This window comes from Metapseudomonas phytobenefica (genome assembly GCF_043392685.1).
Classification (GTDB): Bacteria; Pseudomonadota; Gammaproteobacteria; order Pseudomonadales; family Pseudomonadaceae; genus Metapseudomonas.
In genome coordinates this window covers 143,043-169,843 of record NZ_JBHZGM010000009.1, presented here as the reverse complement: position 1 = coordinate 169,843, position 26,801 = coordinate 143,043, and the positions used below count along the sequence as shown (strand labels likewise).

Genomic DNA, 26,801 nt, shown 5'->3' with positions numbered 1-26,801 from the left:
CCAGAATTGAGCAAGATCAATAGGATGCACGGCGGCAGCAGGGAGTGGGGGTTGGTTCGTTTGGCGACTGCCAATTTACCCACTTCCCTGACTGTCAACTCGCTCTTCCCCCAGACTCCGCGAAGAACCACAAAAAAGCGGATGCGGCACTGGGCCGCATCCGCTTGTTGCTCGCTGGCGCGTCGATCAGAACTGGTGATCGGCGTTGTCCGGCTTCAGGTCGGTGATGCCGAGCTTGCCGGCGGCTTCTTCGATGGCGCCGGTCTGCTTGACCAGCGCGGCGATGGCATCACGCACCAGTTGCTGGCCGGCGGTGTTGTCGGCGGCGATCAGCTGGTCGAAATGCACGCCCTTGTCGGCGCTGTCCACCAGGGCTTGCAGCTTGCCTTCGGTGGCTTCCAGATCGGCCTTCAGGGTGGCGTCGGTCTGGGCATCGACCTTGGCGACCAGGGAGGACAGGCTCGGGCCGGTCAGGGTGGTGCCGTCGACCTTCTTGTATTCGCCCAGGTACACGTTGCGGATGCCCTTGCCGTTGTAGAAGTGCGAGTTGTGGGTGTTGTCGCTGAAGCAGTCGTGCTCGTCTTCGGTGGAGTTGGCCTCCAGGGCGACCTTCATGCGTTCGCCGGCCAGCTCGCCGAGGGACAGGCTGCCCATGCCGAAGAGCATCTTGCGCAGGCCGGACTCGGCCGGTTCGGCTTCCAGCTTGGCACGGTAGTTGTCGGCAACGCCGGCTTTCCACTGGCCAACCATGTATTCCAGGTCGGCGACCAGCAGGTCGGTGGCGGCTTTCAGGTACGCGCGGCGACGCTCGTTGTTGCCACCGGTGGCGCCTTCACCGACGACGAAGTCGGTGGCCGGACGGTTGCCGGCGCCCGGGCCGGTGCCGTTCAGGTCCTGGCCCCAGAGGAGGAATTCGATGGCGTGGTAGCCGGTGGCGACGTTGGCTTCGGAACCGCCCAGCTCGTTCAGGCTGGCCAGCTTCTCACCGGTGATCTCGGTGACGTCGATCTTGTCTTCGCCAACCTGGATGGTGGTGTTGGCGATGATGTTGGCGGTGGCGCCGGGGTTGCCCAGGGCGTGCTGGTAGTCAGTGGCGACGTAGTCGATCAGGCCTTCGTCCAGCGGCCAGGCGTTCAGCTGGCCTTCCCAGTCGTCGACCACCGGGTTGCCGAAGCGGAACACTTCGGTCTGCATGTAGGGCACGCGGGCGGCCAGCCAGGCTTCGCGGGCGGCCTTCAGGGTGTCGGCATCGGGCTTGGCGAGGAAGGCGTCAACGGCCGTCTGCAGGTTCACGCCGGTGCTGTGGGCGTCGGTGAATACCGCCAGGGCGAGATCGGCGTAGTGGGCAACGACTTTCTTGGCTTCGGCCTCGTCGACCTTGGCGGTGGCAGCCGGAGCTGCGGCAGTGCTGGTGGCGGCCGGGGCGGCGGCTTGCGTTGCTGCGGCTTCTTTCTTGTCGTCACCGCAACCGGCGAGGGCAATGGCGACGGCGAGCAGGCTGGCGGCGGCCAGGGGCTTATGAATCATGGGCGAGGTCCTTTGCTGCTGAGTGATGGCAATATGCATTTGCGCAAACGAAAACTGCAACATAATGCGAAAGATTTTCATTTTTGGAAAGGCTGTTCTCGGGCGTTTTGCAGGCGCTGAGCACGAGGTCTCCGCATCCTCGGCCAAAGGCCATTAGAATCGCCGCAGCCCCATGACCCGCAGCCTGAAGGAGATGCCTGCATGAGTCTGACCAGTGTCGCCCTGATCGTGGTCCTGCTACTCGTTGCCGCTTATGCGGTGATCCTCTACAACGCGCTGGTGCGCCTCAAGCACGGTGTTGGCAAGGCCTGGTCGAACATCGAGGTGCTGCTCAAGCAGCGCCATGACGAGCTGCCCAAGCTGGTGGAAACCTGCAAGCAGTACATGCAGCACGAGCGCACCACCCTGGAGCGGGTGATCGCCGCACGTAATGCGGTAGCCAGCGCCCGCGAGAAGGGCGACATCGGTGCCCTCGGCCAGGCTGAAAGCGGCTTGCGTGCCGGCCTCGGACAGCTCTTCGCCCTGGCGGAGAACTACCCACAGCTGAAGGCCAACGAAAGCTTCCAGTTCCTCCAGCAGCGCATCAGCGGCCTGGAGAACGGCATCGCCGACCGCCGCGAGCTGTACAACGAGGCGGTGAACCTCAACAACGTGCGTATCGAGCAGTTCCCGGACGTGATCATCGCCGGCCTGTTCGGCTTCAAGGCCGCCGAGCTGCTGGAGTTCAGCGAGACGGAAAAGGCCGACGTCGACCTCAAGAGCCTGTTCGGCTGATATGGCCGTGGATGTCGCCGGGCTGGCCATCAGCCTGGGGTTCAGCCTCGGCGCGTTCGCCGGTGGCGGTTGGTGGTGCCTGCGCCGCCTGGCGCAGGCGCGGATGCTGCTGGATACCCCGACCTCGAAGATCCGCTCCGCCGCCCAGGGCTACGTGGAGCTGTACGGCATCCTGCACGAGCCGGGGGACGGCCAGCTCAGCGCGCCGCTGACGGGCAAGCCCTGCCTGTGGTGGCGCTATCGCATCGAGGAATACAGCGAAAGCGGCAAGAGCAAGAGCTGGCGGGTGGTGGACAGCGGTGTCAGCGATGCCTGGCTGCGCTTGGCCGATGCCACGGGCGAATGCCTGATCGATCCACGCGGCGCCGAGGTGCGCCCGTCGTCCCGCGAGGTCTGGAAAGGAACTTCCCGTCATCCGCGCGGACTGGCCAGGAGCGGCCTGGGCTCCTGGATCGGTGGCGGCGAATACCGCTACACGGAAGAACGCCTGCACGTTGGGGAGCCGCTCTACGCCATCGGCGACTTCCACACCACTGGCGGAGGCCGTCAGGGGCTGGACCTGAATACCGCACAGGCTGCCGTGATTCGCGAGTGGAAGGGCGACTTCAGCGGCCTGCTGACGCGCTTCGACAGCAATGGTGATGGGCGGCTGGACGAGGCGGAATGGGGCCGCGTGCGCCTGGCCGCCAGGCTGGAGGCCGAAGACCGGCATCGCCGCGCCAGCGCGGCGCCGGCGATGAACCACATGCGCCGGCCGAGGGAGTCCCAGCCCTTCGTGCTTTCCAGCCATGGCGAGGACGTGCTGGCGCGGCATTTCCGCTGGCAGGCGCTGTTCGGTGCGGTGCTTTGCGTGGCCGGAGCGGTAGCGACGGTTTACCTGCTCAGGGTGACCGGGCTCTTGTAGGGAGCGCGTGTTTCACCGATTCATCGTTGATCCGGCGCGGTGGTGGATGGGCGGGGCTCCATCCAGCCTGCGGGGTTGCCTTTGCAGCCCGTTCGAGAACGAGTCCGCCTCAGAGCGTCGCGGGATTTGAGATCGCGCTGGACAGGCGCCGGGCCTGCTTGAGGTAGAGGGTGAGTTCGCGGGCGGGCAGGGGTTTGCTGTAGAGGTAGCCCTGACCCTCGTTGCAGCCCTGGGCGATGATGTAGGCCTCCTGCTCGGCGGTTTCCACACCTTCGGCAATGACCTGCATGCCCAGGCTGCGCGCCAGCTGGATGATGGCGCGGACGATGGTGGCGTCATCCTCGTCTTCCAGCACGTCCTGCACGAAGCTCTTGTCGATCTTGATCTTGTCCGGCGGCAGGCTCTTCAGGTAGCTCAGGGACGAATAGCCGGTACCGAAGTCGTCGATCGCGATCAAGGCGCCGGAGCGGCGCAGGCTGAGCAGGTGCTGGGCGGCGGTGGAGATGTCTTCCATCAGGCCGGTTTCGGTGACTTCCATTTCCAGGCTGCGCTGGGGCAGGCGGTAGACCTGCAGCAGGTTGTTCACCACCCGCGGCAGTTCCGCGTGGTGCAGCTGCACGGTGGACAGGTTGATGGCCATGCGCAGTTCGGAGAACCCCTGGTCGTGCCATTCGCGCAGCTGGCGGCAGGCCTGGTCCAGCACCCATTCGCCGATGGGGATGATCGTGCCATTTTGCTCGGCCAGGGGGATGAACAGGTCCGGCGGCACGAAACCGTGCTGCGGATGCTGCCAGCGGAGCAGGGCTTCGACGCCGACGATGCGGTGGTCGCGGTAATCCACCTGGGGCTGGTAGACCAGATGCATCTCGCCACGGTTGAGGGCCTCGCGCAGGTCCTTCTCCAGTTCGCGGCGACGGCGCATCTCGCTGTCCACGCTGGCGATATAGAACTGGTAGCGGTTGCGCGAGCGGCTCTTGGCCAGGGTCATGGTCTGCTCGGCTTTCTGCAGCAGTTTCTCGGTGCTGTCGCCATCCTCGGGGAAGAGGGTGATGCCGATGGTGGCGCGCAGGCGCACTTCCTGCTGCTCCAGGGAGAAGGCCACTTCCAGGTCGTCCAGCACGGCCTGGGCCAGCTCGGCGGCCTCGTAGGGCTGCTCGATATCGGCCTGGACCAGGGCGAACTGGTCGCCACCCAGGCGCGCGAGGGCGCCGAGACGGCCGCTGTGGCCGCGCAGGCGATCGGCCAGGGCGATCAGCAACTGGTCGCCGGTCTGGTAGCTGAACTGTTCGTTGACGCCCTTGAAGTCGTCCAGGCCAACGCAGAGCACGGCCACGCGACGTTGCAGGCGGCCGGCGTCTTCGAGGATCTGGTCGAGCTGCTGCTGCAGTTGCTGGCGGTTGGGCAGGCCGGTGAGGAAGTCGTACTGGGCCATGCGCAGCAAGCTGTTCTCGGCTTCACGGCGCAAGTGGGTGTTGCGTTCGATGGAGGCCAGCAGATCGTTGGCGGTGTTTATCCACAGGCCCAGTTCGTTCTTCTCGTTGCCCTTGAGCATGGGCAGCTTGTGTTCGCTGGGGCGGTCGGGATTGATGCTGGACAGGTGCTCGATGATCTTCGACAGCGGCTTGGTCAGCAGCCAGTGGTACACGAGGTAGAGCACCAGGCCCATGGCCAGGGCGCGCAGTACGCCGGAGATGAAGATGATCACCGAGCTGGTGACGAAGTCCTCGCCGTAGGGGGCGGTGTCGAGGGTGATGCTGAGGTCGCCGTAGTACTCGCTGTAGGGGCTGCGGCCGACCAGTTGGATGGTGAAGGTCTGTTCCTTGCCGAGGATGGGGTCGGTCAGCCAGCGGGTCGACAGCTCCATCAGCGGCCGTTCCTTCTCCGCCAGCATGGGTTCGTTGGGGTGGCCGATGGAGGCGTGGCGGACCGATTCGTGCTGGAACAGGCCCTCGATCACCTGCATGCCCATCTCGCGGTCCAGGCTGTAGACCGCCTGGGTCGAAGGGTCGCGGAACATGCCGAGGATCCGGTTGGCGTCATTGGAGACAGCCTGCCGTGTCTTGTAGACATCGAACACGATCTGCGCGCAACTGAGCACCACACCGACTACCAGTGCGGACAGCAGCACCACGCGCAGCAGCTTCAATGACAAGCTGTGTTTGAGATCCAGCTTCAAATGGAAATTCCTTGTTCGATGCCGCGAGGCGCCAGACGGGTGTGAGTATTGGCAAACAGGTCCTGGCCGTCAAAGGGCCAGTATGCAAGTGCCACTATTCAGGACGACGACCCACTGCCGGGATAGCCACCTCTATTTTGGCTATGCCTGCGTCAAGTGCTGTTGGTACCGCTACCCCACCGCTTCAGCCATTTTTCAGACCGCTGCTTGCTTCAAGATGACTTGTGCCGCGTCGCGTGAGTCCCCTCTCCCTCCGTGAAAGGGAAGTGTCAGGCGCATACGGAAACCTGCAAGCCTCGGGCCAGAGTCTTCCCTTCACCACTGCAACAGCTGACGCAGACGGCACCTTTATTTCCGTCGACTTTATGTCGGTGCGAACAGGTCCGAGCTTGAGGGCTGTCCGACATTTTTTTCTTTAGTACCGCAGCAGGCCGAATGACACGCAAAAATGAAGAAACCCGGCCATTGGCCGGGTTTCTCTTACCTCTGGAGCGGGTCTCAGGCAGCGTAGTTCTTGGCTACGAAGTCCCAGTTGACCAGGTTCCAGAAGGCCTCTACATACTTCGGACGCAGGTTGCGGTAGTCGATGTAGTAGGCGTGTTCCCACACGTCGCAGGTCAGCAGCGGGGTGTCGCCGCTGGTCAGCGGAACGCCGGCGCCGATGGTGCTGGCCAGGGCCAGGGAACCGTCAGCCTTCTTCACCAGCCAGGCCCAGCCGGAGCCGAAGGTGCCGATGGCGGTCTTGGTGAACTCTTCCTTGAACTTGTCGAAGGAACCGAAAGCGGCGTTGATGGCATCAGCCAGGGCGCCGGTGGGCTGACCACCGCCGTTCGGGCTCAGGCAGTTCCAGTAGAAGGTGTGGTTCCAGATCTGGGCTGCGTTGTTGAAGATGCCGCCGGAAGAGGTCTTGATGATTTCTTCCAGGCTCTTGCCTTCGAACTCGGTGCCCGGAACCAGGTTGTTCAGGTTTACCACGTAAGCGTTGTGGTGCTTGCCGTGGTGGTATTCCAGGGTCTCGGCGGACAGGTGCGGCTCGAGGGCGTTTTTCTCGTAAGGCAGCGGCGGCAATTCGAAAGCCATGTCTATCTCCTTCATCAGGTCGGGATTTTTGCGCAAGGCGCGGGGCCGTTCACGGTCGGCCGAGAATGCGGCTGCGAGTTCGTACTCTTTCTTGCCGCGAATTCCGGATCATAGCACCGGGCATAGGGCTTAACCACGCAGCAAGTGTGTGGTTAAGCCATGGCCGTCGGCTCTGGCGCGCCTATCCCATCTGGACCTTCCAGGCTCAGATCCCGTTCACCAGTTGTGCCGCCATGCCGAACATCATCATCGCCACCGCCAGGTCGAGCAGGCGCCAGGTGGAAGGCCGTGCCAGCCAGGGGGCGAGCCAGGCGGCGCCGAGCGCCAGGGCGAAGAACCACACCAGCGAGGCGCTGGCCGCACCCAGGGCGTAGGCGCCGGGAACCGTCTGCTGCGCACCGAGGGAGCCGATCAACAGCACCGTGTCGAGGTAGACGTGGGGATTGAGCAGGGTCACCGCCAGGGCCGCCAGCAGCACAGTGCGACGCGAGCGGGGGCCGGCTTCACTGGACTGGTCGAGGACGCCGGGGCTGATGGCGCGGCGCAGCGCCTGTACGCCGTACCAGAGCAGGAAGGCCACGCCACCCCAGCGGGCGATGGCCAGCAGCAGGGGATTCTGCGCCAGCAGGGTCGCCAGGCCGAAGACACCGGCGCTGACCAGCAGCGCGTCGCACAGCACGCACAGGGCGGCCACTGGCAGGTGATGCTCGCGGCGCAGGCTCTGGGCCAGGACGAAGGCATTCTGGGCGCCGATGGCGATGATCAGGCCGGCGGCCATCAATAGACCGTTCAGGTAGCTCTGCCACATGGCGTTCACTCCGGCTGTGCGTTGGCCGCGAGGGCCCGCAGGGTGGAAACGGCGCGCTCGGCGTCTTCGCTGGCGACGAACAGGTGGTCGTGGAAATAGCCGGCCACCACGTTGCAGCTCACGCCGGCCTGGGCCAGCGCGGCGGCGAAGGCGGCGGTCAGGCCGACGGCGCTGAGGGATGAATGCACCTGCAGGGTGATCCAGGCGGCGGTGTAGTCGTAGGAGAGCCCCAGTCGATCGGCCTCAGCGCGTTCGAGGATCACTGTCAGGCCTTCCTGTTCGCGGAAGCTGCCCAGTGGCACGCTGCCTTGCAGGCGGGCAGCGTCGTCCAGGGTGCAGAACACGTACTGGCCCGGGTTGAGCTGCGGCGACAGGTTGCGGATCAGGGTGGAGAGAGCGGTTTCGCCGGCCATGGTGCGTCCTTCGATAAGCCGTTGGGATGTGGCGAGTCTGGGGCGCGGCAATGTATAAGGAAAACGAATCTTGCTGATCTCTCATTAGGAAAACTGATTTGTTCGACTACAAGTTGCTGTCCGCCCTGGCGGCCGTGGTGGAGCAGGGTGGTTTCGAGCGTGCAGCCCAGATGCTGGGCCTGTCGCAGTCCGCGGTGTCGCAGCGCATCAAGCTGCTGGAGGCGCGGGTCGGCCAGCCCGTGCTGGTGCGCGCCACGCCGCCGGCTCCCACCGAGGTGGGCACCCGCCTGCTCAACCATGTGCAGCAGGTGCGCCTGCTGGAGCGCGACCTGCAACGCCAGGTGCCGGCCCTGGAGGAGGGCGGCCTGCCGGAGCGCCTGCGCATCGCCCTCAATGCCGACAGCCTGGCCACCTGGTGGGCGGCTGCCGTGGGTGGTTTCTGCGCCGAACAGCAGGTGCTGATGGAGCTGGTGGTGGAAGACCAGGAAGTGGGCCTCAAGCGCATGCGCGCCGGCGAGGTCGCGGCCTGTGTCTGCGCTGCCGAGCGCCCGGTGGCCGGGGCGCGCAGCCTGTCGCTGGGTGCCATGCGCTATCGCGCGCTGGCCAGCCCGGCCTTCATCGAACGGCATTTCCCCAAGGGCGTGACGCCCCAGGCCCTGGCCCGCTCACCGGCCATTGTGTTCGGCCCGGATGACCTGCTCCAGCATCGCTACCTGGCGGCGCTGGGCGTCGAGGGCGGCTTCGTCCATCACCTATGCCCCTCTTCCGAAGGTTTCGTGCGCCTGACCGAAGGCGGCCTGGGCTGGGGACTAGTGCCCGAGCAACAGGTGGGGGCGCAACTGGCGCGGGGCGAGTTGCAGGAACTGATTCCCGACCGCCCCATCGATGTGCCGCTGTATTGGCATCACTGGCGCCACGGCGGCGAACTGCTCGGCCTGCTCACCGACTATCTGGCGACTGCAGCGGGCCGCTGGCTGGTGCCGCTTGCGCATTGACGGCCCCGGCGGGAACGATGGGCCGGGATTGCGTTCAGAGTCGTTCCATTGGCTCGCGACGCGACACCTGGCCGGCGCCGGGGCTGCTAGCAGGCTGTTGAAAAACCACCTGCGTTGCCGATACGGCGTTAAAAACGTCCTCAGAATGCTCATTTACAACTCGTAAACTCCGCTTCTTCGGCCGTTTTTGCCTTGTCTCGGCTGCCTCGCCTACGTTTTTTAACAACCTGCTAGAGTCGCGGGCATCACGATGCATGGCAGGGGGCCATAGATGAAGATTCTGGTGACGGGGGCGAGCGGGTTCATCGGCGGGCGCTTCGCGCGTTTCGCCCTGGAGCAGGGACTCGACGTGCGAGTGAACGGCCGCCGTCCGGAAGGCGTGGAGCATCTGGTCAAGCGTGGTGCCGAGTTCATCCAGGGCGACCTGTCGGACCCGGAGCTGGTGCTGCGCTTGTGCGATGACGTCGACGCGGTGGTGCATTGCGCGGGCGCCGTGGGCGTCTGGGGCAAGTACGAATACTTCCACCAGGCCAACGTGCAGGTCACCGAGAACGTGGTGGAAGCCTGCCTGAAGCAGCGGGTGCGGCGCCTGGTGCATCTGTCCTCGCCGTCGATCTACTTCGATGGACGCTCCCACGTGGGCATTCGCGAAGAGCAGGTGCCCACGCGCTTCTCCGACCACTACGGTGCGACCAAATATCTGGCCGAGCAGAAGGTCTTTGCCGCCGAGGAGTTCGGTCTGGAAGTGATCGCCTTCCGCCCGCGCTTCGTCACCGGCGCCGGTGACACCAGCATCTTCCCGCGGCTGATCGCCATGCAGCGCAAGGGCCGCCTGAAGATCATCGGCAACGGCCTGAACAAGGTCGACTTCACCAGCGTGCAGAACCTCAACGACGCCCTGCTCAGCGGCCTGCTGGCCACCGGTCCGGCGCTGGGGCAGGTCTACAACATCAGTAACGGCCAGCCGGTGCCGATCTGGGACGTGATCAATTATGTGTTCCGCAAGCTGGGCATGCCGCAAGTGAACCGCCACGTTCCCTATGGCCTGGCCTACAGCGCCGCGCTGATCAACGAGTCGGTGTGCAGGCTGCTGCCGGGGCGGCCGGAACCGTCGCTCTATCGGCTGGCCGTGGCGGTGATGTCCAGGGACTTCTCCCTGGACATCAGCCGTGCCCGGCAATACCTGGAGTACGAGCCACGGGTGAGCCTGTGGACGGCGCTGGACGAGTTCTGCGCCTGGTGGGGCGCCCAGCATCCCTAGCCACGCAGCGGGCCGGCGTACTGGGTGTATTTGCGCACCAGTTCTTCTTCACTGAGGACCGCCGGTTTCAGGCGCACGCCGGTGAGGCTGCTCAGGTGTTCGCCCAGCTCTCGGGTGGCGTCACGCTGGGATTCGGCGCAGGCGTTGAGCATGGCCAGGATGGCATCGGGCTGGCTGAGGCGGATATCCACAGCCTGTTCTTCACGAAGCTGGCGCCGCAGGATCTGCATGCAATCCAGCACAGCCTTGGTCAATTCCATTCCTTCTTCCCCCATGGTCGAAGAGTGCTCCGTTCCTTCCTGGCGAAGTGTGCGGAGCCGGACGGAGACGCCGGCTCCGGATGGTGATTTCCTGGCATGGCCTCGTGCCAGGGATGGCATCTGGCTAGCAAGCCCCGTACCAGCCCGCAAGGCCCGGAACTGCGGGGCCCTGGCGTGGTCAATCGAGGGGCGTCGCCCTCGCACGGTGCAACCCGCACCGCCATGGCGCGACGCTGAAGGCCGCCGTGCGAACCGGTATACTTCCGGCCATTCGCGGTTCTGCGTTTCTCTCCAAAGGTCCCCCTATGCGCAATGACGCTCTCGACGAAGTGGATGATGTTCCCAGCCTGACCACCGATGCCCGTGATCGCGACGAATTCGGCCATATTCCGGTGGTCGAGCCGTTGCACCGCCACTCCAACGGCTATACCGCTCCTGCAGCTGTGCCCAGGGCCGCCAGCACCGGTCCGCTCTGGGCCCTGGTGGTTGCACTGCTCGTCGCCCTCTGCGGCCTGGGCTGGTGGAGCTTCCAGCAGATCAGCCTGATGGAGCAGCAACTGGTTGCTACCCAGGAAAGCTTCGCCCGCATCAGCGAGGAGGCCGCCGGCCGCATCCAGGACATTTCCGGCAAGGTGGTCGCCACCGAATCCAGCATGACCAGCGGCAGCGAGTCCATGAAGCTGCAGCTCAAGCAGCTGCAGACCAAGGTGATCGAGCTGTCCAAGCAGCAAGCCCAGGTGATGGAGCTGTCCAAGCAGCAGCAAGCCACCAATGCCCAGCTGGGTGCCCAGGGCAAGCGCGTCGACCAGCTCGCCGCTGACATCAAGACCGCCCAGGGCGCCGCGACCCAGCTGGGCACGCAGCTGAATGGCAAGCTCGACGGCCTGGCTGCCGAGCAGGCGAAGCTGAAGGCCGCCCAGGGCGACATGGCCCAACTCGACAGTCGCCTGAAGGGCCTGGGCAGCGATGTTGAAGCGCTGAAGAAGCAGGGCAACCCGAACCAGGCGATCAAGCGGCTGGAGCAGGACCTGCTGGTACTGCGCAGCGAGCTGGACAACCGCCCGGCACCCTCCCAGGGCACCAGCACCGCCGAGTTCGATGCCTTCCGTGCTCAGATGACCCGCAACATCAATACCCTGCAGAGCCAGGTGCAGAACCTGCAGCAGCAGATCAACATGCGCTGAGGCAGCGTGCTCAATGAAAACCCCCGGGCTGTCATGGCCCGGGGGTTTTTTCGTTTGTGCTGGCGCAGGAAACCGCTCGTTGGTGAGCAAGCTGGCCGGTCAGAAGCTGTAGACGTAGTTCAGATAGAAGCGCTCGGCGTTGTGGGTGATGATCCCCGCCGGACCGCGCGAGGCGCTGGTGCGCTCGATGCCATCCGGCTGGCCCTTGGTGTGGAATTCGTTGTGCAGCCAGACCAGGCTCAGGCCTCTGAACATGCCGTCGAAGTGGTATTGAAAAAGGCTCTGGAATTCGCGTCGGGAGAATCCGTCGTAACCGGCTGCATGGTCGGAAAAGGCGTAATGCACATCCAGTCTTAGTTGCGGAATTCCGATGGACGAGAAGTTGGTGCCGCCCATCAGTTTGAACATTTCTTCATTTTCCACGCCGAAGAAGTAGAACAACTTCGCACTGCTGTTCCAGGCGCCATGATCCTTGCTGAAGAAAACCCGGTCGAAGTCGTCGCCGCGAACTTTGTTATAGGTCATGCCCAGATAGTAATTGGACGTCCGGTACTTGGCGGACAGGTCGATATAACGCGCATAGTGGGAAGTTTCCGCTCGATAGATTCCTGGCACGCCGTTGAATTCGAACAGGTCTCCGGCGTCCTGCTGCATGCCGTTGGTGACATAAAGATCGAGCGCGCGGCCGGCGCCCAGGTCGATGCTGTGCTCCACCTTGAGCGAGGCGGCCCGCAGGTAGTCCCTGGACTCGGCGTACTCGGCCTGCAGCCGGCTGCCGAAGGGCAACTGGTAGCCCAGGGCGAAGAGCTGCAGGTTGTCGATCTTCTCGCCGCGGAAGTTGGTCAGCTCGTCGCCCCAGCCGTTTTCATTGCGTGGGCTGAATTCCCTGATATGGCTGTAGCGCAGGTTCAGGCCATCGAGACGGTAGTCCGCATCCACGCCCAGCGTGGCGGCGGGCAGGATGCGTGTGGCGTCGTCGAAGTACTGGGCGTAGCGGCGCACCTTCTTGCCGCCGCCCAGCACCAGCTCGCCGGCATCACCGTTGAGGCGGCCGCGCAGATAGGCCTCGATGGGCTTGGCCAGGCCGTGGGGCGATTGCACCGAATCGTCGGCTTCAAGATTGGTAATGCTGTTGGCGTCGCTGCCGATGTTCAGGTCGTCGGCCAGGCCATAGCTGTAGTCCAGGCCCAGCATGTCGGCGTACCAGCCGGAAGCGAAACTGAACTGCGCGCCCTGGACCCATTCGTCGCGGGTGGGTCCCACGCCGCCGCCGTCGTTTTCCTTCCAGTAGAACTGGCTGTAACGCAGTGTGGTGAGGCTGTTATCGATAAAACCATCGGCAGCGGCACTCCCGGCCAATAAGCACCCGGCAATCCCTGCCAGATACTTGCAGCGAACGTTGCACATCTCATCACCTTTATTTTCTTGTTCTGACGATAGGGCCTGTGTCCGGGCCGGAATCTATTGTCGAGTCAGGCAAATAAAGGGCAATTCAATTGGGTTCCATGCAGTGGAATATTAAACTTTTGGAATTTTATCGATGGGCGAGCGAAAGTTCCGAGGCTGCATGTTCGGAAACTTCGCGGATAGGGAAGCAGGAATATCAGTCGAGACTTTGCTGCAACTGACTGACCGTTTCGGCGAGGCTGCCCAGATGGCGGTGCTGCACACTTTCCACGCTGTGGGTATCTCGTGGCCAGTGCAGCGCGATGCTGCCCACCAGGCGGCCCCTGCTGCGGATCGGCAGGGCCACGGCACGAATCAGGAAGGGCAGGCGCACGGCGTATTCCCAGGAGCCCTCGGTGCGCTCGCCGAAACCTTGGGTATGGGTCTGCTCGTGGGCCCGCAGCAGCTCATCGCCGCTGAGCCGATGGCGCAGCGCCAAGCGTTGCACTTCATCGCTGTCCAGTTCGCCCAGGCAGGCCTTGCCCATGGCCGACTGGAACAGGCTGGCCTGCAGGCCGATGACCAGGCGATTGCTCGGGTAGCGCTTGCGCAACACCTCGGGGATGACGCTTTCCATCACATGCAGGTCGTCGCCGTCGAAGAAGGACAGATCGGCCACCAGGCCGGTGCGTTCGCTGAGTTCCTGCATCAGCGGCGCGGCCTGTTCCACCAGGCGGCGGCTGAAGCGCTGGAGCGGGTCGCCGTACAGCCTGCCGGAGCAGAGTCGGTAGCGCCGGTCGCACAGGCCGCGATAGAGCCAGCCCTGTTCCTGCAAGGTGTGGAGCAGGCGCGAGACCGTGGCCTTGGGCAGGCCGGTGAGGTAGTGCAATTCCTCCAGGCCGAGTTCCTGGTGCTCGCCGAGCAATTCGATGATCGCCAGTGCCCGCTCCACTGACCGTACCGTGCCGCCTTCATCTTTGCCGTGCATGTCCAAACCCTGTCGTGCCCTGCGTGGACCCACCGCGCGGACACTGCAAGATGCAGGCCCGGGCGCGGTGGTGGCTGGCGTCGCCCGACTAGCGAACGTCATCGAGCAGCGGCGGTGGGCAGTTGCGTACCCACCGGGTGAGCTGTTCATGGGCATGGGCCAGTTGCAGCACCGCCAGGTCGGCCTGGGCCGGGCCCATGATCTGCAGGCCCATGGGCAGTCCGGCGGGGTTGAAGCCAGCGGGCACGCTCATGGCCGGGATGCCGGCGAGGGTAGCGCCGATCACCACTTCCATCCAGCGGTGGTAGGTGTCCATCTCCCGCCCGGCGATGGCCTTGGGCCAGTGCAGGGTTGCGTCGAAAGGGAACACCTGCGCACTGGGCAGCAGCAGGAAGTCGTAACGCTCGAAGAGTTTTTCCACGGCGCGGTACCAATCGCTGCGGTCGACCGAGGCCTGGTAGACGTCCGCCGCACCGAGGCCAAGGCCGCTTTCCACTTCCCAGACGGCCTCCGGCTTGAGTTGCGCACGGCGCGCCGGATCGGCGTAGGCCTGGGCCAGACTGCCGGCCACCAGCCACTGGCGGTGCACCAGCCAGCAGCGCCACAGGCGATCCAGGTCGTACTCCGGCAGGCAGGCCTCGACCTGGCAGCCAAGTTCGCGGAAGTCCGCCAGTGCGCTTTCGCAAAGGCCCAGCAGGCCGACTTCCATGGGCAGGTGACCGCCCAGGTCGCCGAGCCAGCCAATGCGCGTACCGGTGAAGTCGCGCTGCAGCGGGCCGATCAGGTCGGCCGTGCTGGATAGTGCCAGCGGGACTGCCCGATGGGGGCCGGCCTGGGTGCGCAGCAGCGCTGCTACGTCCGCCACGCTGCGACCCATGGGGCCCTCGGTGGCCAGTTGCTGGGCGAACAGCTCCGGGGTGGGGCCGAAGGGCACGCGCCCCTGGGACGGGCGCAGGCCATAGACGTTGTTGAAGGCCGCCGGGTTGCGCAACGAGCCCATCATGTCGCTACCGTCGGCCACCGGCAGCAGGCGCAGGGCCAGGGCCGTCGCCGCGCCACCGCTGCTGCCGCCGGCGCAGAGCGCCGGGTCATAGGCATTGCCGGTGGTGCCGAAGACGTTGTTGTAGCTTTGCGAGCCGAGGCCGAATTCCGGCACGTTGGTCTTGCCGATGAAGATCGCGCCGGCTGCCCGCACCCGCGACACGGCGATCGCGTCATGCTGCGCCAACTGCCCGGCGAACAGCGGCGACCCCATGCTGGTGGGCAGGCCGGCGCAGGCGGCGAGGTCCTTCACTGCCTGCGGCATGCCGTGCATCCAGCCGAGCCATTTCCCCTGGGCCAGGAGGCGGTCGTGCTCGTCGGCTTCGGCCAGCAGTTCCTCGGCCGGGCGCAGCGCTACCAGGGCGTTGACCCTTGGGTTGTAGTGCCCGATCTGCTCCAGGTAGGCCTGCATCACTTCGCGGCAGGACAGCTGGCGTGTGCGGATGGCCTCCGACAGGGGCAGGGCGTCCAGCGCGACGACGTCCTGCCGCAGGGTGGTGGAGGTGTTCTGCGGGAATTCGAAACGGGTCATTCACAGGCTCCGGGCAGAGGTAACGATGGGGCTGCGGCGTTGGCGGCGCTCCACGGCGGCGGGAGCGCCTTCGCGCAGGAAGCAGGTGGCGATCACGCCGATCAGCGCGGCGAAGAGCACGTAGTAGGCCGGTGCCACCGGGGTGCCGGCCACCCGGGTCAGCCAGGTGACGATGAACGGCGCAAAGCCGCCGAACAGCATCACGGCGACGTTGTAGGCCAGAGCCAGGCCGGTGGAGCGCACACGGGTGGGGAACTGTTCGGCGACGGCGGTGGGGGCGGGACCGTAGGACACGCCGATCATCGCGCAGAGCAGCAGTTGCATCAGCGTCAGGCGCTCCAGGCTCGGTGCTTCGGCCACCCAGGCCATCAGTGGGTAGACCAGCAGGAAGAAGGACAGGCAGCCGGCGAGCAGCACCGGGCGGCGGCCGATGCGGTCCGAGAGCGCTCCGGCGAAGGGAATGATCACCGTCATCAGTGCCACTGCGAGCATCTGCACCATGAATACCTGGTCCAGCGGCAGGCCGAGTTGCTTGTGGGCGAAGGTCGGCATGTTCACCAGCACCACGTAGAAGGCCACGGTGCCGTAGATGCAGCTGCCCATGGTCACCAGCACGGCGCGGCGTTGTTCGCGCAGGACCTGCATCAGGCTGAGGGACTCGCCCTTGTGTGCCTGGCGAGCATCGACGAAAGCTTCGGGCTCCTCCATGTGACGGCGCATCCACAGCCCCACCGGGCCGATCAGCAGGCCGAGCATGAAGGGAACGCGCCAGCCCCAGCTTTCCAGGGCTTCCGGGGACAGGCTGTGGGTCACCAGGGCGCCCATGCCGGCGCCGGCGAACACCGCCAGGCACTGGCCGAACAACTGCCAGGCGCCATAGAGGCCGCGGCGGTTTTCCGGAGCGCTCTCCACCAGGAAGGCGGTGGCACTGGCGTATTCGCCGCCGGTGGCGAAGCCCTGCAGCATGCGCGCGACCACGATCAGCACCGGCGCACCGATGCCGATGGCGGCGTAGTCCGGGGCGAAGGCGATCAGCGCGATGGACAGGGTCATCAGCAGGATGATCAGTTGCATGGCTGCCTTGCGACCCTTGCGGTCCGCGTACAGGCCGAGCAGGACGCCGCCCACCGGGCGCATGAAGAAGCCGACGCCGAAGGTGGCCAGGGCCATCAGCAGCGAGGCGTATTCGCTGTCGGCGGGGAAGAACAGGCGGGCAATGATGCTCGACAGGAAGCCGTAGACGATGAAGTCGTACCACTCGAGGGCGTTGCCGATGACGGCGGCGGTCACCTGACGGGCGCGCGAGGTTCCGCTCTGGGAAGCGTGCATGGGGAATTCTCCGGAAAACGTTGAAGTCAGGCGGCTGTGGCAGAAGCCGGGGAGGTGGCGGGCGGTGTCTGGAACCAGGCTTCCGTCAGCGCGGCCCAGTACGCGGCGCCGCATACCAGGATGTCGTCGTTGAAGTCGTATCCGGGGTTGTGGACCATCGGCCCGCCGGCGCCATTGCCGATGAACAGGTAGCTGCCGGGGCAGCGCTGGAGCATCCAGGCGAAGTCCTCGCTGCCCATTACGGTGGGGGCGTCCAGCACCTGTCCGGCACCGATCAGCTCCTCGCCCACGCGGCGGGCGAAGGCAGTTTCCGCAGCGCTGTTGACCAGTACCGGGTAGGCCGGGCGGTGAACGATGCTGGCGCGGCAGCCGTAGCTTTCGGCCTGGCTGCGGATGATCGCCTGTACCCGTTCCAGCACCTGCTCGCGCACCCCGGCGTCGAGGGCGCGCAGGCTCAGGCGCAGCAGTGCGCTCTGGGGAATCACGTTGGCGGCTTCACCGGCCTGCAGGGCACCGACCGTGACCACTGCCGCCTGCTGCGGGTCGACGTTGCGTCCGACCACCGTCTGCAGCGCCATCACCGTGCTGGAGGCAGCCACCAGCGGATCCGCCGTCAGGTGCGGCATGGAGCCGTGGCCGCCAACGCCTTCGATCACGACTTCCAGCAGGTCCTGCGAGGCCATCAGGGAACCTTCGCGGAAGCACAGGTGGCCGGCTTCCAGGCCGGGCATGTTGTGCATGCCGTACAGGGCCTCGCAAGGGAACCGCTCCAGCAGGCCATCGGCGAGCATGGCCTCGGCGCCGCCCTGGCCTTCCTCGGCCGGCTGGAAGATCAGGTTGAGGGTGCCCTCGAAATTGCGGGTGGCCGCCAGGTAGCGCGCCGCGCCCAGCAGCATGGCGGTATGGCCATCGTGGCCGCAGGCGTGCATGCGCCCGGCGTGGCAACTGCTGTAGGTGACGCCCGTGGTTTCGATGATGGGCAGGGCATCCATGTCGGCGCGCAGGCCCAGGGTGCGGCTGGCATCGCCATTGCGCAGCACGCCGACCACGCCGGTGCGGCCGATGCCGCAGTGGACTTCATAGCCCCATTCATTCAGCAGACGGGCCACCAGGGCGGCGGTGCGCTGTTCTTCGAAACCGAGTTCAGGGTGGGCGTGGATGTCCTGGCGCAGGGCCTTCAAGTCGGCGGCAACGTCGTCGAGCCAGGCCTGGATATGGGCGTAACGGGTCATTGTTGTTGTTCTCCTCGTTGGGGCGTCGGCCGCCTTTCGCGGCCGGCCTCCAGCTAACCGCGAGGACGAAAGGAGAACAATCGAAGGTGGTTCCACAGGGTGGAACAGGCGCGTGCAGCCGGGGAGGGCGCTGCGTCGGGCTTGGCAGGCTGGGCCGGGTTCACCAGGTCCGGCAGGTCAGCGTTCGGTAAACAGCGCCGAACGTGCCGGTTTGTGCGGCTATTGGGCGCGATACGTCCGTTCAGCGTGGCAGTCGGTAATCGTCCGGCCCGAGGAGGTCGATGCCGCACTCCAGGTTTTCGATCCAGTAGAGGAAGGCGCTGATCATTTCCTTGCCGACGAAGGGCCGGCCGTGCTGCGGGACGATCATTTCCACGTCCATGCCGCGGACCATCGAGGCCCAGAGCCGGCAGACCTTGTTGCTGGCCATGTAGCGGCGATGGAAGCCTTCCATGTTCGGCACATGGTTGACGAAGTCGCGCACCGGCGTGGCGTCTTCCACCAGGGACGCCCCCATGTCGCCGGAAAAGAGGATGCGGCTGACCGGGTCGTAGATCTGGAAGTTGCCCACCGAGTGGAGGAAATGCGCAGGCACCGCTTTCAACTGGCAGCGGCCCAGGGTGATGGAGTCGCCACGGTCGGGCAGGGCGATGATGCGGTCGTAGGTGGAGATGCCGTGGCTGATGGCCAGGTAGCCGGCGGTCAGGTGCGGCAGGAAGCGCGCCCACAATTTGGAGCAGATCACCCGTGCGCGGGTGTGCAGCAGCCATTTGTCCAGGGAGGCGATGATGTCCGGATCCTGGTGGGAGGCGAAGATGTAGGTCAGGTCCTGCACCGGAATGTGCTTGGACAGTTCCAGCGACAGAGGGGTATAGGTCAGGTCGCCGCCCGGGTCCAGCAGCAGGTACTGCTCGTTGTCGGTAATCAGGAACTGGTTGGACTGCACGCCGTCGCCGCTGACCAGATCGTCGAACATCAGGCATTGGTGGGTACCGTTGTCGAACAGCACGATGGGCTCGCGACGCATGTAAACCTCTGTAGGAAGGGCGACGTTCAAATGTAAGGAATTTCTGAGTAGCGAGTGCTGATTTGAGTCAATGCCGATCCACCGCCAGCGCTCGCCGACCACACCGCTGGTGGAAGTGAAAAGCGACTTCCACCCTACACGTCGGCAGGCAGTGCTTTTTTGTGGGGGCGATTTCAATCGCGAATGAATTTGCGCGCAGTGGCTGTTCGCCGTCAGAGGCCGAACGTCGCCAGGGCCTTTTCCAGCCGCTTCGCCCTCGCTCCGCTGGCGATCTCCAGCACGCCCTGGTCGCGCTTCCACAGGCTCGCCCATTCCTCCGTCCCGCCGGCGAAGGCAGTGTCCAGTTCCGGCTTGAGCGCCTTGAACTGGGCGAAGAGGGCGGCCAGCAGGAGGTGCATGGCCGGTGTGGTGGAGCATTGGCGGGAGACCTCGGCGGCGCCGCCGAGCAACGCCAGCAGGCGCAATTGCAAGTCCCGGGGCCAGGCATTGTCGCGGCCCACGCCGTACAGCCAGGCCACCAGCGCGGCGAGGACATGGAGGTCCTCGATGCTGCGGAAGGGTTTTACGTAGGCGTCCCAGCCATCCCCGGCCAGGCGCTCGCAATGGGCGCTTTCCAGATGCAGGCGTGCATGGGGGACGTCGGGCATCAGCGGCAGCGGCTTGAGCGGCTCGATGCGCACGCCCGGGGCGCCGTTGCGCACCACGGTCAGGGCCAGGCGCGGCGATTCGCCGTCAGCCTCTTCGCGGGCCGCCACCAGCAGCCAGTCGGCGGCCTCCCCGGCGGTGACGAAGTCCTTGCAGCCAGCGAGGCTGAGGCCGTTCAGGCGGGTCTGCAGGTCCGCCGGGCGCACGCTGCGGTTCTCGGTCACGCACAGCGCGCCCAGGCTCTGCGGCGCCGAAGGCCAGAGCAGGCGCAGGGCGCCCTGGTAGCCGGCGAGGAACGCCAGCCCGGGCGTGGCGGACAGCGAGCCGCCGAGCACTGCCAGTTCGAAGGGCGTCACCTCGCCCAGGCGATCCAGGAGGGAACCGTACCAGTCGTCCAGAGATTGGCCGGAGGGCAGGCGGGCTGTGGCTTCGAACAGGCGTTGCCAGGGCATTGAAGGCTCCTCGAGGGCGGTGGCTGCGTGGTTGCGGGCTGTCAGCGACCCCATGTCATACAAGCATCACGGGATCGTCATGGGGGTGACACCGGGTCTACCTGGCCTGAGCTTGCACAACAAGATCGTCCGGCTGCAACCGGGATCCAGCCGGCCAACAGCGGCTTATTCATGACCCGGATCGCCATGGTCCGCGGCAGCATCGCACCCAACGGGCAAAGCCCTCGCCGTCTCCGGAGCAAGCGCCTCTCGCACCTGGTGCGCCTGTTGCGCAGCGACCTGGCCGAAGTGGAAATCCAGCTGCTTGAGCCGTTTGCCAGCCAGGGGCTGACCCGCACCGAGCTGAGCCAAGAAGCGAAGAGCGCCGTGCAACGGGCGCTCTTCGGTGAGCTGGACGACGGCGCTGACCGCCTGAGAGGATCAGGCCTTGTCCGTTTCCGGCCAGTTAATCGGCGGTACTGCAAGGATGTCGCAATCCAGTTCACGCATGGCGGCATCCGTCACGCTGCCGATCAGCACCCGCTTCATCCCTGTCAGTCCGCGGGTTCCCATCACCAGCAGGTCGACCGGTTCGCGATCCATCACCCGTCGCAGTGCAGTCATCGGCTGGCCTTCCTCGATCAGGCGCTGGTCGATGACGGGGCCCAGTTCTTCCTTGAGCAGGAATTCATCCAGCTCGGCGATCGCCCGGCGGCGCTCTTCGGCGGAGTAGTCGCCGGTAATCGCCCCGGCACTGGCCCCGGTTGTCAGCAGCATGGCACCCCCCAGAGGGTCGAAGGCGTACATCGCCTTGGCGCCGGATTTCGGCAGCAGGCCCAGCTCGTGGGCGGCGCGCACGGCCTGGGCGGAAGCCGGGGAGCAATCCAGGGCCAGCAGTGGCATCAGGTAATCGTCCTCGGCGGCCCTGTTCACCAGCAGGATCGGCACGTGGCTGGTGCGTACCAGGCGTTCCAGGGTGGTCCCGACGAAGATGTCGCGCAGCGGGTTCTTGCGGTGGCTGCCGACCACCAGCAGGTCGATGTTGGCCCAGCGGGTGCAGTCGCTGATGTGCTTGGCCGGGTCGCCTACTTCCACCCAGATTTCCGGTGTGCGGCCGGCAAGTTCGGTGAAAAAGGCCAGCTGTGAATTGAGGTAGCGACGGACCTGCTCGACTTCCACTTCGATCCGCAGCTGGGGTTGGTCTTCGTCTACCACATGAAGGATGTACCAGGGACAGTCGAACTGCCGGACCAGTCGCGCTGCGCGTCGCAAGGCGAGGTCGGAGCGATTGGAAAGGTCGGTCGCCAGCATCAGCGCATTCATCGGGCACCTCCAGTCTGTGGGGTTCTTTTGACGCTATTCCACTCCGGCTGTAGGAAATTTCCCTTGATGCAGGTCAACCGATGTCTGGCCGGGTTCCCGCAAATTGCTGGAGCTGTGGATAGAACTCACGGAAGTCATCGAACAGTGGCTGATACAGCGCCTCCAGCTCGGCCATCGCACCATCCAGTGATTCCGGGCGCGAAATGCGCCGCGCCATGCCGGCGATGACCAATTCCAGGGTCTCGAATTCCCGGTAGCTGCCGAGCCAGTCCTGGGCGGCCATGCGCGGGGCGATCAGCGCCAGGCGTCCGGGCAGTGTGGGCTCGTTGACCAGCACAGCGTAGACATGGCGGGTGAAGGCATCCAGCGGTTCGGCGGCATAGCGCTCCCAGTCGCGGGCCAGGCAGTGGTCGAAGAAGACGTCCAGCAGGATGCCGGCGAAGCGCCGCCGCTCGCTGGGGAAACGCAGCTTGGCCTGGGTGATCAGCGGGTGGCTGTCGGTGAAGGCGTCGATGCGCCGGTGCAGGCGGATACCGGCTTCGATATCCGCCGGCCAGCGCCCGACCAGCGGCCCTTTGACGAAGTCGCCATAGAGGCTGCCGAGCAATTGCGCCGGCTGCGAGCCGCCGAGGTGGAGGTGGGCGAGGTAGTTCATTGGCCGAGCTTAACCCAGAGTCGGTTTCATCATGGCAGTCGATGAAGACTATCGGGATAAACGATCCTGTATCGTTGTTTCTCGATATAAAGTTCGTTCCATCCCGATATGCGAATCCACCGCCATGAGCACCTCCATCGACCTCGACGAAATCATCAAGGCACTGGCCAATCCCGTCCGGCGGGAGATGCTGCAGTGGCTCAAGGAGCCGGAGAAGTACTTTGCCGAGCAGGACCACCCGTTCGAAATCGGCGTCTGCGCCGGCAAGTTCGATCAGCGCTGCGGGCTGTCCCAGTCCACCGTCTCGGCACACCTGGCGATATTGCAGCGCGCCGGCCTGGTCACCAGCCGCAAGGTCGGCCAATGGCACTTCTTCAAACGCAATGAAGCCGTCATCGCGGAATTTCTTCGCCAGATGAGCGACGAGCTGTAACTGCAGCCCCGCCCGCAACCCGAGACTTCCCACCTTCTGCAACCGCAATCCCGAGATGCCTGCGGCTCTCGACTGACCCGAGGTAAACGACATGCCCACGCTCTTCGACCCGATCAAGATCGGCGACCTGGAACTCGCCAACCGCATCATCATGGCTCCCCTGACCCGCTGCCGCGCGGACGAAGGCCGTGTGCCCAACGCGCTGATGGCTGAGTACTACGCCCAGCGCGCGTCCGCCGGGCTGATCATCAGCGAAGCCACCTCGGTCACGCCCCTGGGCGTCGGCTATCCGGACAGCCCCGGCATCTGGTCCGACGAGCAGGTGAAGGGCTGGAGCAATATCACCAAGGCGGTGCACGCCAACGGCGGCAAGATCGTCCTGCAGCTGTGGCACGTGGGCCGCATTTCCGACCCGAGCTACCTGAACGGCGAAGCCCCGGTGGCCCCCAGCGCCATCGCCGCCAGGGGCCACGTCAGCCTGCTGCGTCCGCTGCGTGACTATCCGGTGCCGCGCGCCCTGGAAACCGAAGAGATCGCCGACATCGTCGAGGCCTACCGCATCGGTGCCGAAAATGCCCAGGCCGCCGGTTTCGACGGTGTGGAGATCCACGCCGCCAACGGTTACCTGCTGGACCAGTTCCTCCAGGACAGCACCAACAAGCGCAGCGACCGCTACGGTGGCTCGATCGAGAACCGTGCACGCCTGCTGCTGGAGGTCACCGACGCCGCGATCGAAGTGTGGGGCGCCGGCCGCGTGGGTGTGCACCTGTCGCCCCGTGCCGACGCCCATGACATGGGCGACTCCGACCTGGCCGGCACGTTCGGCTATGTCGCCCGTGAGCTGGGCAAGCGCGGCGTGGCGTTCATCTGCGTCCGCGAAAAGGAAGGCGAGGACAGCCTGGCGGCGCAATTGCAGGAAGCCTTTGGTGGCGTGTTCATCGCCAATGAGCGCTTCACCCGGGACAGCGCCAATGCCTGGCTGGAAAGCGGCAAGGCCGATGCCGTGGCCTTCGGCATTCCCTTCATCGCCAACCCCGACCTGCCCGAGCGCCTGCGCCTGGACGCCCCGCTGAACGAACCGCGCCCCGATCTGTTCTATGCCAAGGGCCCGGTGGGTTACATCGACTACCCGCGCCTGTAAGCGCAGCCGGCCTTGTAGGGGTAGTTCATTTGCCAAGCCTGGTAGGGGGCTTTAGCCCACGCTGGCTTACGATCGTGGGCTGAAGCCCACCCAGGGCTCAAATAAACAGCATTACGCCGATTGACGGACCTTGCTGTGCGCGGCGTTCGTGTTTTCTGTAGGGGCGAATGAATTGGCCCCTACAGGTGTCTTGCCGAGCCCCAAGATTCGTTTCCTCTGGTAGCTTTGCACCCACCGCCGTCTGTCGGGGTCGCCAAGGCGGAACCCGGCGGCGATTCGTGTGACCAATGGAGTCCGGCCGCAGTCTTCCGGCCATCCGCGACATGCCAAAGGAAGCCCGCATGCACAAATCGATACGCCCCCTCATTGCCCTGCTCGGCGTCCTGGCCCTGCCGGTTCAGGCCAGCTGGTACCTGGACAACGAGTCGTCGCGCATCTCCTTCATTTCCACCAAGGCCGGCAGCATTTCCGAGGTCCACCGTTTCCTCACCCTGCACGGCAGGATCGGCGGGGACGGCAAGGCGAAGTTGCGCGTCGAACTGGAGTCTGTGAGCACCGGGATCCCGCTGCGTGACCAGCGCCTGCGTGACCAGTTCTTCGAGATCGCCAAGTACCCCGAGGCCGAGATCACCGCCCAGCTCGACCTGCGTCCCATCACCGACCTGGCCCCCGGCGCCCAACTGGAGCTGGGCCTGCCGCTGACGGTGAAGTTGCGCGACAAGTCCCGGGAATACCGCGCCGAACTCCTGGCCACGCGCCTGGATGACCATCGCTTCCAGGTGGTGACCCTGGCGCCGCTGGTGCTGCAGGTGGAGGACTTCGGCCTGACCACGGCGCTGGAAGGCTTGCGCAAGGTGGCCGGCCTGCCCGGCATCAGCCTGTCGGTGCCGGTGGGCGCCGTGCTGATATTCACGGAGCGCTGATGGGGCAGATCTTCCCCTGGAAGTCCGGCAACCGCTTCGAGCTGTTGATCGACGGCCCGCAGTTCTTTCCGATCATGCTCACCGCCATTGCGCGGGCCGAGCATCAGGTCGCGCTGGAGCTTTACCTGGTGGAAGACGGCCGCTGCAGCCAGGCCCTGGTGGACGCCCTGTGCGTGGCCGCCGTGCGCGGCGTGCGGGTGCGTTGCCTGTTCGATGATTTCGGTTGCCTGAAGCTGGGTACGGCGCTGCGCGAGCGGCTGGTCGAAGCCGGGGTGATGCTGCAGTTCTACAACCCGCTGCGCTGGCGGAACGGTTTCAGCAACCTGTACCGCGACCACCGCAAGATCCTTGTGGTGGATGATCGCCAGGCGTTCATCGGCGGCACCGGTTCCACCAACGAGTTCTGGGATCCGAGCCAGGAGACCAGCCGTTGGCACGAAGTGATGGTCGCCATCGAGGGGCCGCTGGTGGCGCACTGGCAACTCATCTTCGACTACCAGTGGCTGGCCAGCCTCGGCCGCCACCCCTGGAAGCCGGGCGAGGCCCCGGGGCTGGCCCATTTGCCGCCCTATCCGGCGGTGGGGGAGGGGCTTGGCCGGCTGGCCTACGCCGATGCGAACCAGCACCGCGACATCGTCCAGTCGCTGGTGCGCAGCATTCGCACGGCGCGCAATCGGGTGTGGCTGGCGACGCCTTATTTCCTGCCGAGCTGGAAGGTGCGCCGCGCCCTGATCAAGGCCGCACGGCGGGGCGTGGAGGTGCGCCTGCTGCTCACCAGCCGGCACACCGACCACCCGCCGGTGCGCTTCGCCGGCCAGCGCTACTACCCGCGCCTGCTGCGCTCCGGGGTGCGGATATTCGAGTACCAGCAGCGTTTCCTGCACCTGAAGATGGTGCTGGTCGATGACTGGGTCAGCGTGGGCTCCTGCAACTTTGACCACTGGAATCTGCGCTTCAACCTGGAAGCCAACCTGGAAGCGCTGGACCCGAACTTCACCCAGGCGGTGGATGCCTGCATGCGCCAGGACTTCTCCGACAGCCGCGAGATCACCATGGTCGACTGGCACGCGCGCCCGCTGCTGAAACGCCTGCGCCAGCGTCTCTGGGGCTGGCTGGACCGGCTGGTGGTGAACCTCCTCGACCGTCGTCGCTGAGAACGAGGCGAGCACGCGCGGGGGCGGCCGCATAATTGTCTACCCTTTGATGCCTAAGGTTTCCAATCCAGGAGAGTGCGAAATGGCTGCGAAGAAAATTCTAATGCTGGTCGGCGACTACGCCGAAGATTACGAAACCATGGTGCCGTTCCAGGCCCTGCTGATGGTCGGGCACACCGTGCATGCCGTGTGCCCCGACAAGGTCGCCGGACAGACCGTGCGCACCGCCATCCACGACTTCGAAGGCGACCAGACCTACAGCGAAAAACCTGGGCATAACTTCGCCCTCAACTTCGACTTCGCCAAGGTCCGGGCGGAGGACTACGACGCCTTGCTGATTCCCGGTGGTCGCGCACCGGAATACCTGCGTCTGAACGCCAGGGTTCTGGAACTGGTGAAGGCCTTCGACCAGGCCGGCAAGCCCATCGCCGCCGTCTGCCATGGCGCCCAGCTGCTGGCGGCCGCCGGCGTACTGGAAGGGCGTGAATGCAGCGCCTATCCGGCCTGCGGACCGGAAGTGAAACTCGCCGGTGGCCAGTATGTGGATATCCCGGTGGACGCGGCCCATACCCAGGGCAATCTGGTCACCGCTCCGGCCTGGCCGGCCCACCCTGCCTGGCTGGCAGGTTTCCTCAGGTTGCTGGGCACCCGGATCGAGCTGTGAAGCGCGGTGGAAACCGCTCAATGGGTTGATGTAGGTCCCATGTGCTTCTTCGCAGGAGCCAGCTTGCCGGCGAACTTTCGCGGGCAGGCTCGCTCCTGCAGGTGCCTCAGCAGACCTGTTCGACCCAGTCGTTGAGGTTGTAGTAGTTGGTCACGCGGGCGATCTTGCCGCAGTGGATATGGAAGAAGGCGCCGGCCGGCAGTACGTAGGTCTGACCCTTGGCCGGCGGCAGGCCTTCATCGTCGGCCAGGTACTGGCCGTGCACCACGAACTCGGCGGCGGCGCGGCTGCCGTCGGCGCTCTGCATGACCACGATGTCCGCGAGGCGCTCCTTGTAGCAGCGGTTCATCTTGTCCATGAAGGCGGCGAAGGCGGCCTTGCCCTGCTGGCGCTCACCCTGGTTGATATCGTGCACCACATCCTCGCTGAGCAGGGCGAGGAAGGCCGGCATGTCGCCGGCGTTGAAGGCGTCGTAATAGGCTTGCACCAGTTCGATAGCGGTCATGGCTGGGTTC

The 26,801-nt window shown here is 65.2% G+C and carries 26 protein-coding genes; 10 read left to right on the top strand and 16 right to left on the bottom strand.

Annotated elements, in window-relative coordinates; genetic code table 11:
* Positions 1–186: 186 nt before the first annotated feature.
* On the bottom strand, positions 187–1,527 hold the full coding sequence (locus tag ACFW0B_RS10625; protein ID WP_449147873.1) for an imelysin family protein: 1,341 nt from the start codon (positions 1,525–1,527) through the stop codon (positions 187–189).
* A 201-nt stretch (positions 1,528–1,728) separates the two neighbouring features.
* On the opposite strand from ACFW0B_RS10625, the gene ACFW0B_RS10620 reads away from it, so the two are divergent.
* Both ACFW0B_RS10620 and ACFW0B_RS10615 read left to right on the top strand, forming a co-directional pair.
* Entirely contained in the window at positions 1,729–2,301 is a 573-nt protein-coding gene (locus tag ACFW0B_RS10620; RefSeq protein WP_449147872.1) for a LemA family protein, read from the top strand.
* A gap of 1 nt (position 2,302) precedes the next feature.
* Positions 2,303–3,205: a GIDE domain-containing protein gene (locus ACFW0B_RS10615; RefSeq protein WP_449147871.1), complete on the top strand. Its 903-nt coding sequence runs from the start codon at positions 2,303–2,305 to the stop codon at positions 3,203–3,205.
* Positions 3,206–3,314: 109 nt separating this feature from the next.
* Here ACFW0B_RS10615 and ACFW0B_RS10610 read toward each other — a convergent pair whose 3' ends face one another.
* The 4 genes from ACFW0B_RS10610 to ACFW0B_RS10595 form a co-directional block, all read right to left on the bottom strand.
* Positions 3,315–5,381 (bottom strand): putative bifunctional diguanylate cyclase/phosphodiesterase, encoded by a 2,067-nt coding sequence (locus ACFW0B_RS10610; RefSeq protein WP_449147870.1) that lies wholly within the window; start codon positions 5,379–5,381, stop codon positions 3,315–3,317.
* Positions 5,382–5,879: 498 nt separating this feature from the next.
* Entirely contained in the window at positions 5,880–6,461 is a 582-nt protein-coding gene (gene sodB / locus ACFW0B_RS10605; RefSeq protein ID WP_215379733.1) for a superoxide dismutase [Fe], read from the bottom strand.
* Positions 6,462–6,666: 205 nt separating this feature from the next.
* The gene (locus ACFW0B_RS10600) at positions 6,667–7,269 is read right to left on the bottom strand and encodes a LysE/ArgO family amino acid transporter (protein WP_449147869.1); all 603 of its coding nucleotides are present in this window, start codon (positions 7,267–7,269) and stop codon (positions 6,667–6,669) included.
* A 5-nt stretch (positions 7,270–7,274) separates the two neighbouring features.
* Positions 7,275–7,682: an ACT domain-containing protein gene (locus tag ACFW0B_RS10595; protein WP_449147868.1), complete on the bottom strand. Its 408-nt coding sequence runs from the start codon at positions 7,680–7,682 to the stop codon at positions 7,275–7,277.
* Positions 7,683–7,780: 98 nt separating this feature from the next.
* On the opposite strand from ACFW0B_RS10595, the gene ACFW0B_RS10590 reads away from it, so the two are divergent.
* Entirely contained in the window at positions 7,781–8,677 is an 897-nt protein-coding gene (locus tag ACFW0B_RS10590) for a LysR family transcriptional regulator ArgP (RefSeq protein WP_449147867.1), read from the top strand.
* 271 nt (positions 8,678–8,948) lie between these two features.
* A complete protein-coding gene (locus ACFW0B_RS10585) occupies positions 8,949–9,938 on the top strand; it encodes an NAD-dependent epimerase/dehydratase family protein (protein ID WP_449147866.1) in 990 nt (329 codons plus the stop codon).
* Here ACFW0B_RS10585 and ACFW0B_RS10580 read toward each other — a convergent pair.
* Positions 9,935–10,198, bottom strand: a complete 264-nt coding sequence (locus ACFW0B_RS10580; RefSeq protein ID WP_449147865.1) for a hypothetical protein — start codon at positions 10,196–10,198, stop codon at positions 9,935–9,937. The two genes, ACFW0B_RS10585 and ACFW0B_RS10580, sit on opposite strands and share 4 nt — an antisense overlap.
* 305 nt (positions 10,199–10,503) lie before the next feature.
* Between ACFW0B_RS10580 and ACFW0B_RS10575 the strand changes: the two genes are divergently transcribed.
* Positions 10,504–11,382, top strand: coding sequence for an ATPase (locus ACFW0B_RS10575; RefSeq protein ID WP_449147864.1), 879 nt, complete (start codon positions 10,504–10,506; stop codon positions 11,380–11,382).
* A 99-nt stretch (positions 11,383–11,481) separates the two neighbouring features.
* Here ACFW0B_RS10575 and ACFW0B_RS10570 read toward each other — a convergent pair whose 3' ends face one another.
* From ACFW0B_RS10570 to ACFW0B_RS10530, 9 genes are all read right to left on the bottom strand, one after another.
* Complete coding sequence (locus tag ACFW0B_RS10570) at positions 11,482–12,789, bottom strand: OprD family outer membrane porin (protein WP_449147863.1); 1,308 nt, start codon at positions 12,787–12,789, stop codon at positions 11,482–11,484.
* 196 nt (positions 12,790–12,985) lie between these two features.
* A complete protein-coding gene (locus tag ACFW0B_RS10565; protein WP_449147862.1) occupies positions 12,986–13,756 on the bottom strand; it encodes an IclR family transcriptional regulator in 771 nt (256 codons plus the stop codon).
* An 88-nt stretch (positions 13,757–13,844) separates the two neighbouring features.
* The gene (locus tag ACFW0B_RS10560; RefSeq protein WP_449147861.1) at positions 13,845–15,329 is read right to left on the bottom strand and encodes an amidase; all 1,485 of its coding nucleotides are present in this window, start codon (positions 15,327–15,329) and stop codon (positions 13,845–13,847) included.
* On the bottom strand, positions 15,330–16,658 hold the full coding sequence (locus ACFW0B_RS10555) for a citrate-proton symporter (RefSeq protein WP_449147860.1): 1,329 nt from the start codon (positions 16,656–16,658) through the stop codon (positions 15,330–15,332).
* A gap of 26 nt (positions 16,659–16,684) precedes the next feature.
* Positions 16,685–17,890 carry a M20 aminoacylase family protein gene (locus ACFW0B_RS10550; RefSeq protein WP_449147859.1) on the bottom strand — a complete coding sequence of 402 codons (1,206 nt, stop codon included), beginning with the start codon at positions 17,888–17,890 and terminating at the stop codon, positions 16,685–16,687.
* Positions 17,891–18,131: 241 nt separating this feature from the next.
* A complete protein-coding gene (locus ACFW0B_RS10545; RefSeq protein WP_449147858.1) occupies positions 18,132–18,917 on the bottom strand; it encodes an oxygen-binding di-iron domain-containing protein in 786 nt (261 codons plus the stop codon).
* Positions 18,918–19,129: 212 nt separating this feature from the next.
* Positions 19,130–20,014 carry an acyl-CoA dehydrogenase family protein gene (locus ACFW0B_RS10540; RefSeq protein ID WP_449147857.1) on the bottom strand — a complete coding sequence of 295 codons (885 nt, stop codon included), beginning with the start codon at positions 20,012–20,014 and terminating at the stop codon, positions 19,130–19,132.
* Positions 20,015–20,434: 420 nt separating this feature from the next.
* A complete protein-coding gene (locus ACFW0B_RS10535; RefSeq protein WP_449147856.1) occupies positions 20,435–21,316 on the bottom strand; it encodes a universal stress protein in 882 nt (293 codons plus the stop codon).
* Between the two features lie 73 nt (positions 21,317–21,389).
* The gene (locus ACFW0B_RS10530) at positions 21,390–21,971 is read right to left on the bottom strand and encodes an acyl carrier protein phosphodiesterase (RefSeq protein ID WP_449147855.1); all 582 of its coding nucleotides are present in this window, start codon (positions 21,969–21,971) and stop codon (positions 21,390–21,392) included.
* A gap of 124 nt (positions 21,972–22,095) precedes the next feature.
* Here ACFW0B_RS10530 and ACFW0B_RS10525 point away from each other — a divergent pair, with 124 nt between their 5' ends.
* The 5 genes from ACFW0B_RS10525 (at position 22,096) to ACFW0B_RS10505 (ending at position 26,286) form a co-directional block, all read left to right on the top strand.
* Positions 22,096–22,404: an ArsR/SmtB family transcription factor gene (locus ACFW0B_RS10525; protein WP_449147854.1), complete on the top strand. Its 309-nt coding sequence runs from the start codon at positions 22,096–22,098 to the stop codon at positions 22,402–22,404.
* A 91-nt stretch (positions 22,405–22,495) separates the two neighbouring features.
* A complete protein-coding gene (locus tag ACFW0B_RS10520; RefSeq protein WP_449147853.1) occupies positions 22,496–23,545 on the top strand; it encodes an alkene reductase in 1,050 nt (349 codons plus the stop codon).
* 341 nt (positions 23,546–23,886) lie between these two features.
* Complete coding sequence (locus ACFW0B_RS10515; RefSeq protein WP_449147852.1) at positions 23,887–24,468, top strand: YceI family protein; 582 nt, start codon at positions 23,887–23,889, stop codon at positions 24,466–24,468.
* Complete coding sequence (locus tag ACFW0B_RS10510) at positions 24,465–25,622, top strand: phospholipase D-like domain-containing protein (RefSeq protein WP_449147876.1); 1,158 nt, start codon at positions 24,465–24,467, stop codon at positions 25,620–25,622. The genes ACFW0B_RS10515 and ACFW0B_RS10510 overlap by 4 nt, the downstream gene beginning before the upstream one ends.
* Before the next feature lie 82 nt (positions 25,623–25,704).
* Positions 25,705–26,286: a DJ-1/PfpI family protein gene (locus ACFW0B_RS10505; protein WP_449147851.1), complete on the top strand. Its 582-nt coding sequence runs from the start codon at positions 25,705–25,707 to the stop codon at positions 26,284–26,286.
* A gap of 106 nt (positions 26,287–26,392) precedes the next feature.
* On the opposite strand, the gene ACFW0B_RS10500 is transcribed toward ACFW0B_RS10505, so the two are convergent.
* The gene (locus tag ACFW0B_RS10500; protein WP_449147850.1) at positions 26,393–26,791 is read right to left on the bottom strand and encodes a nuclear transport factor 2 family protein; all 399 of its coding nucleotides are present in this window, start codon (positions 26,789–26,791) and stop codon (positions 26,393–26,395) included.
* Positions 26,792–26,801 lie beyond the last annotated feature (10 nt).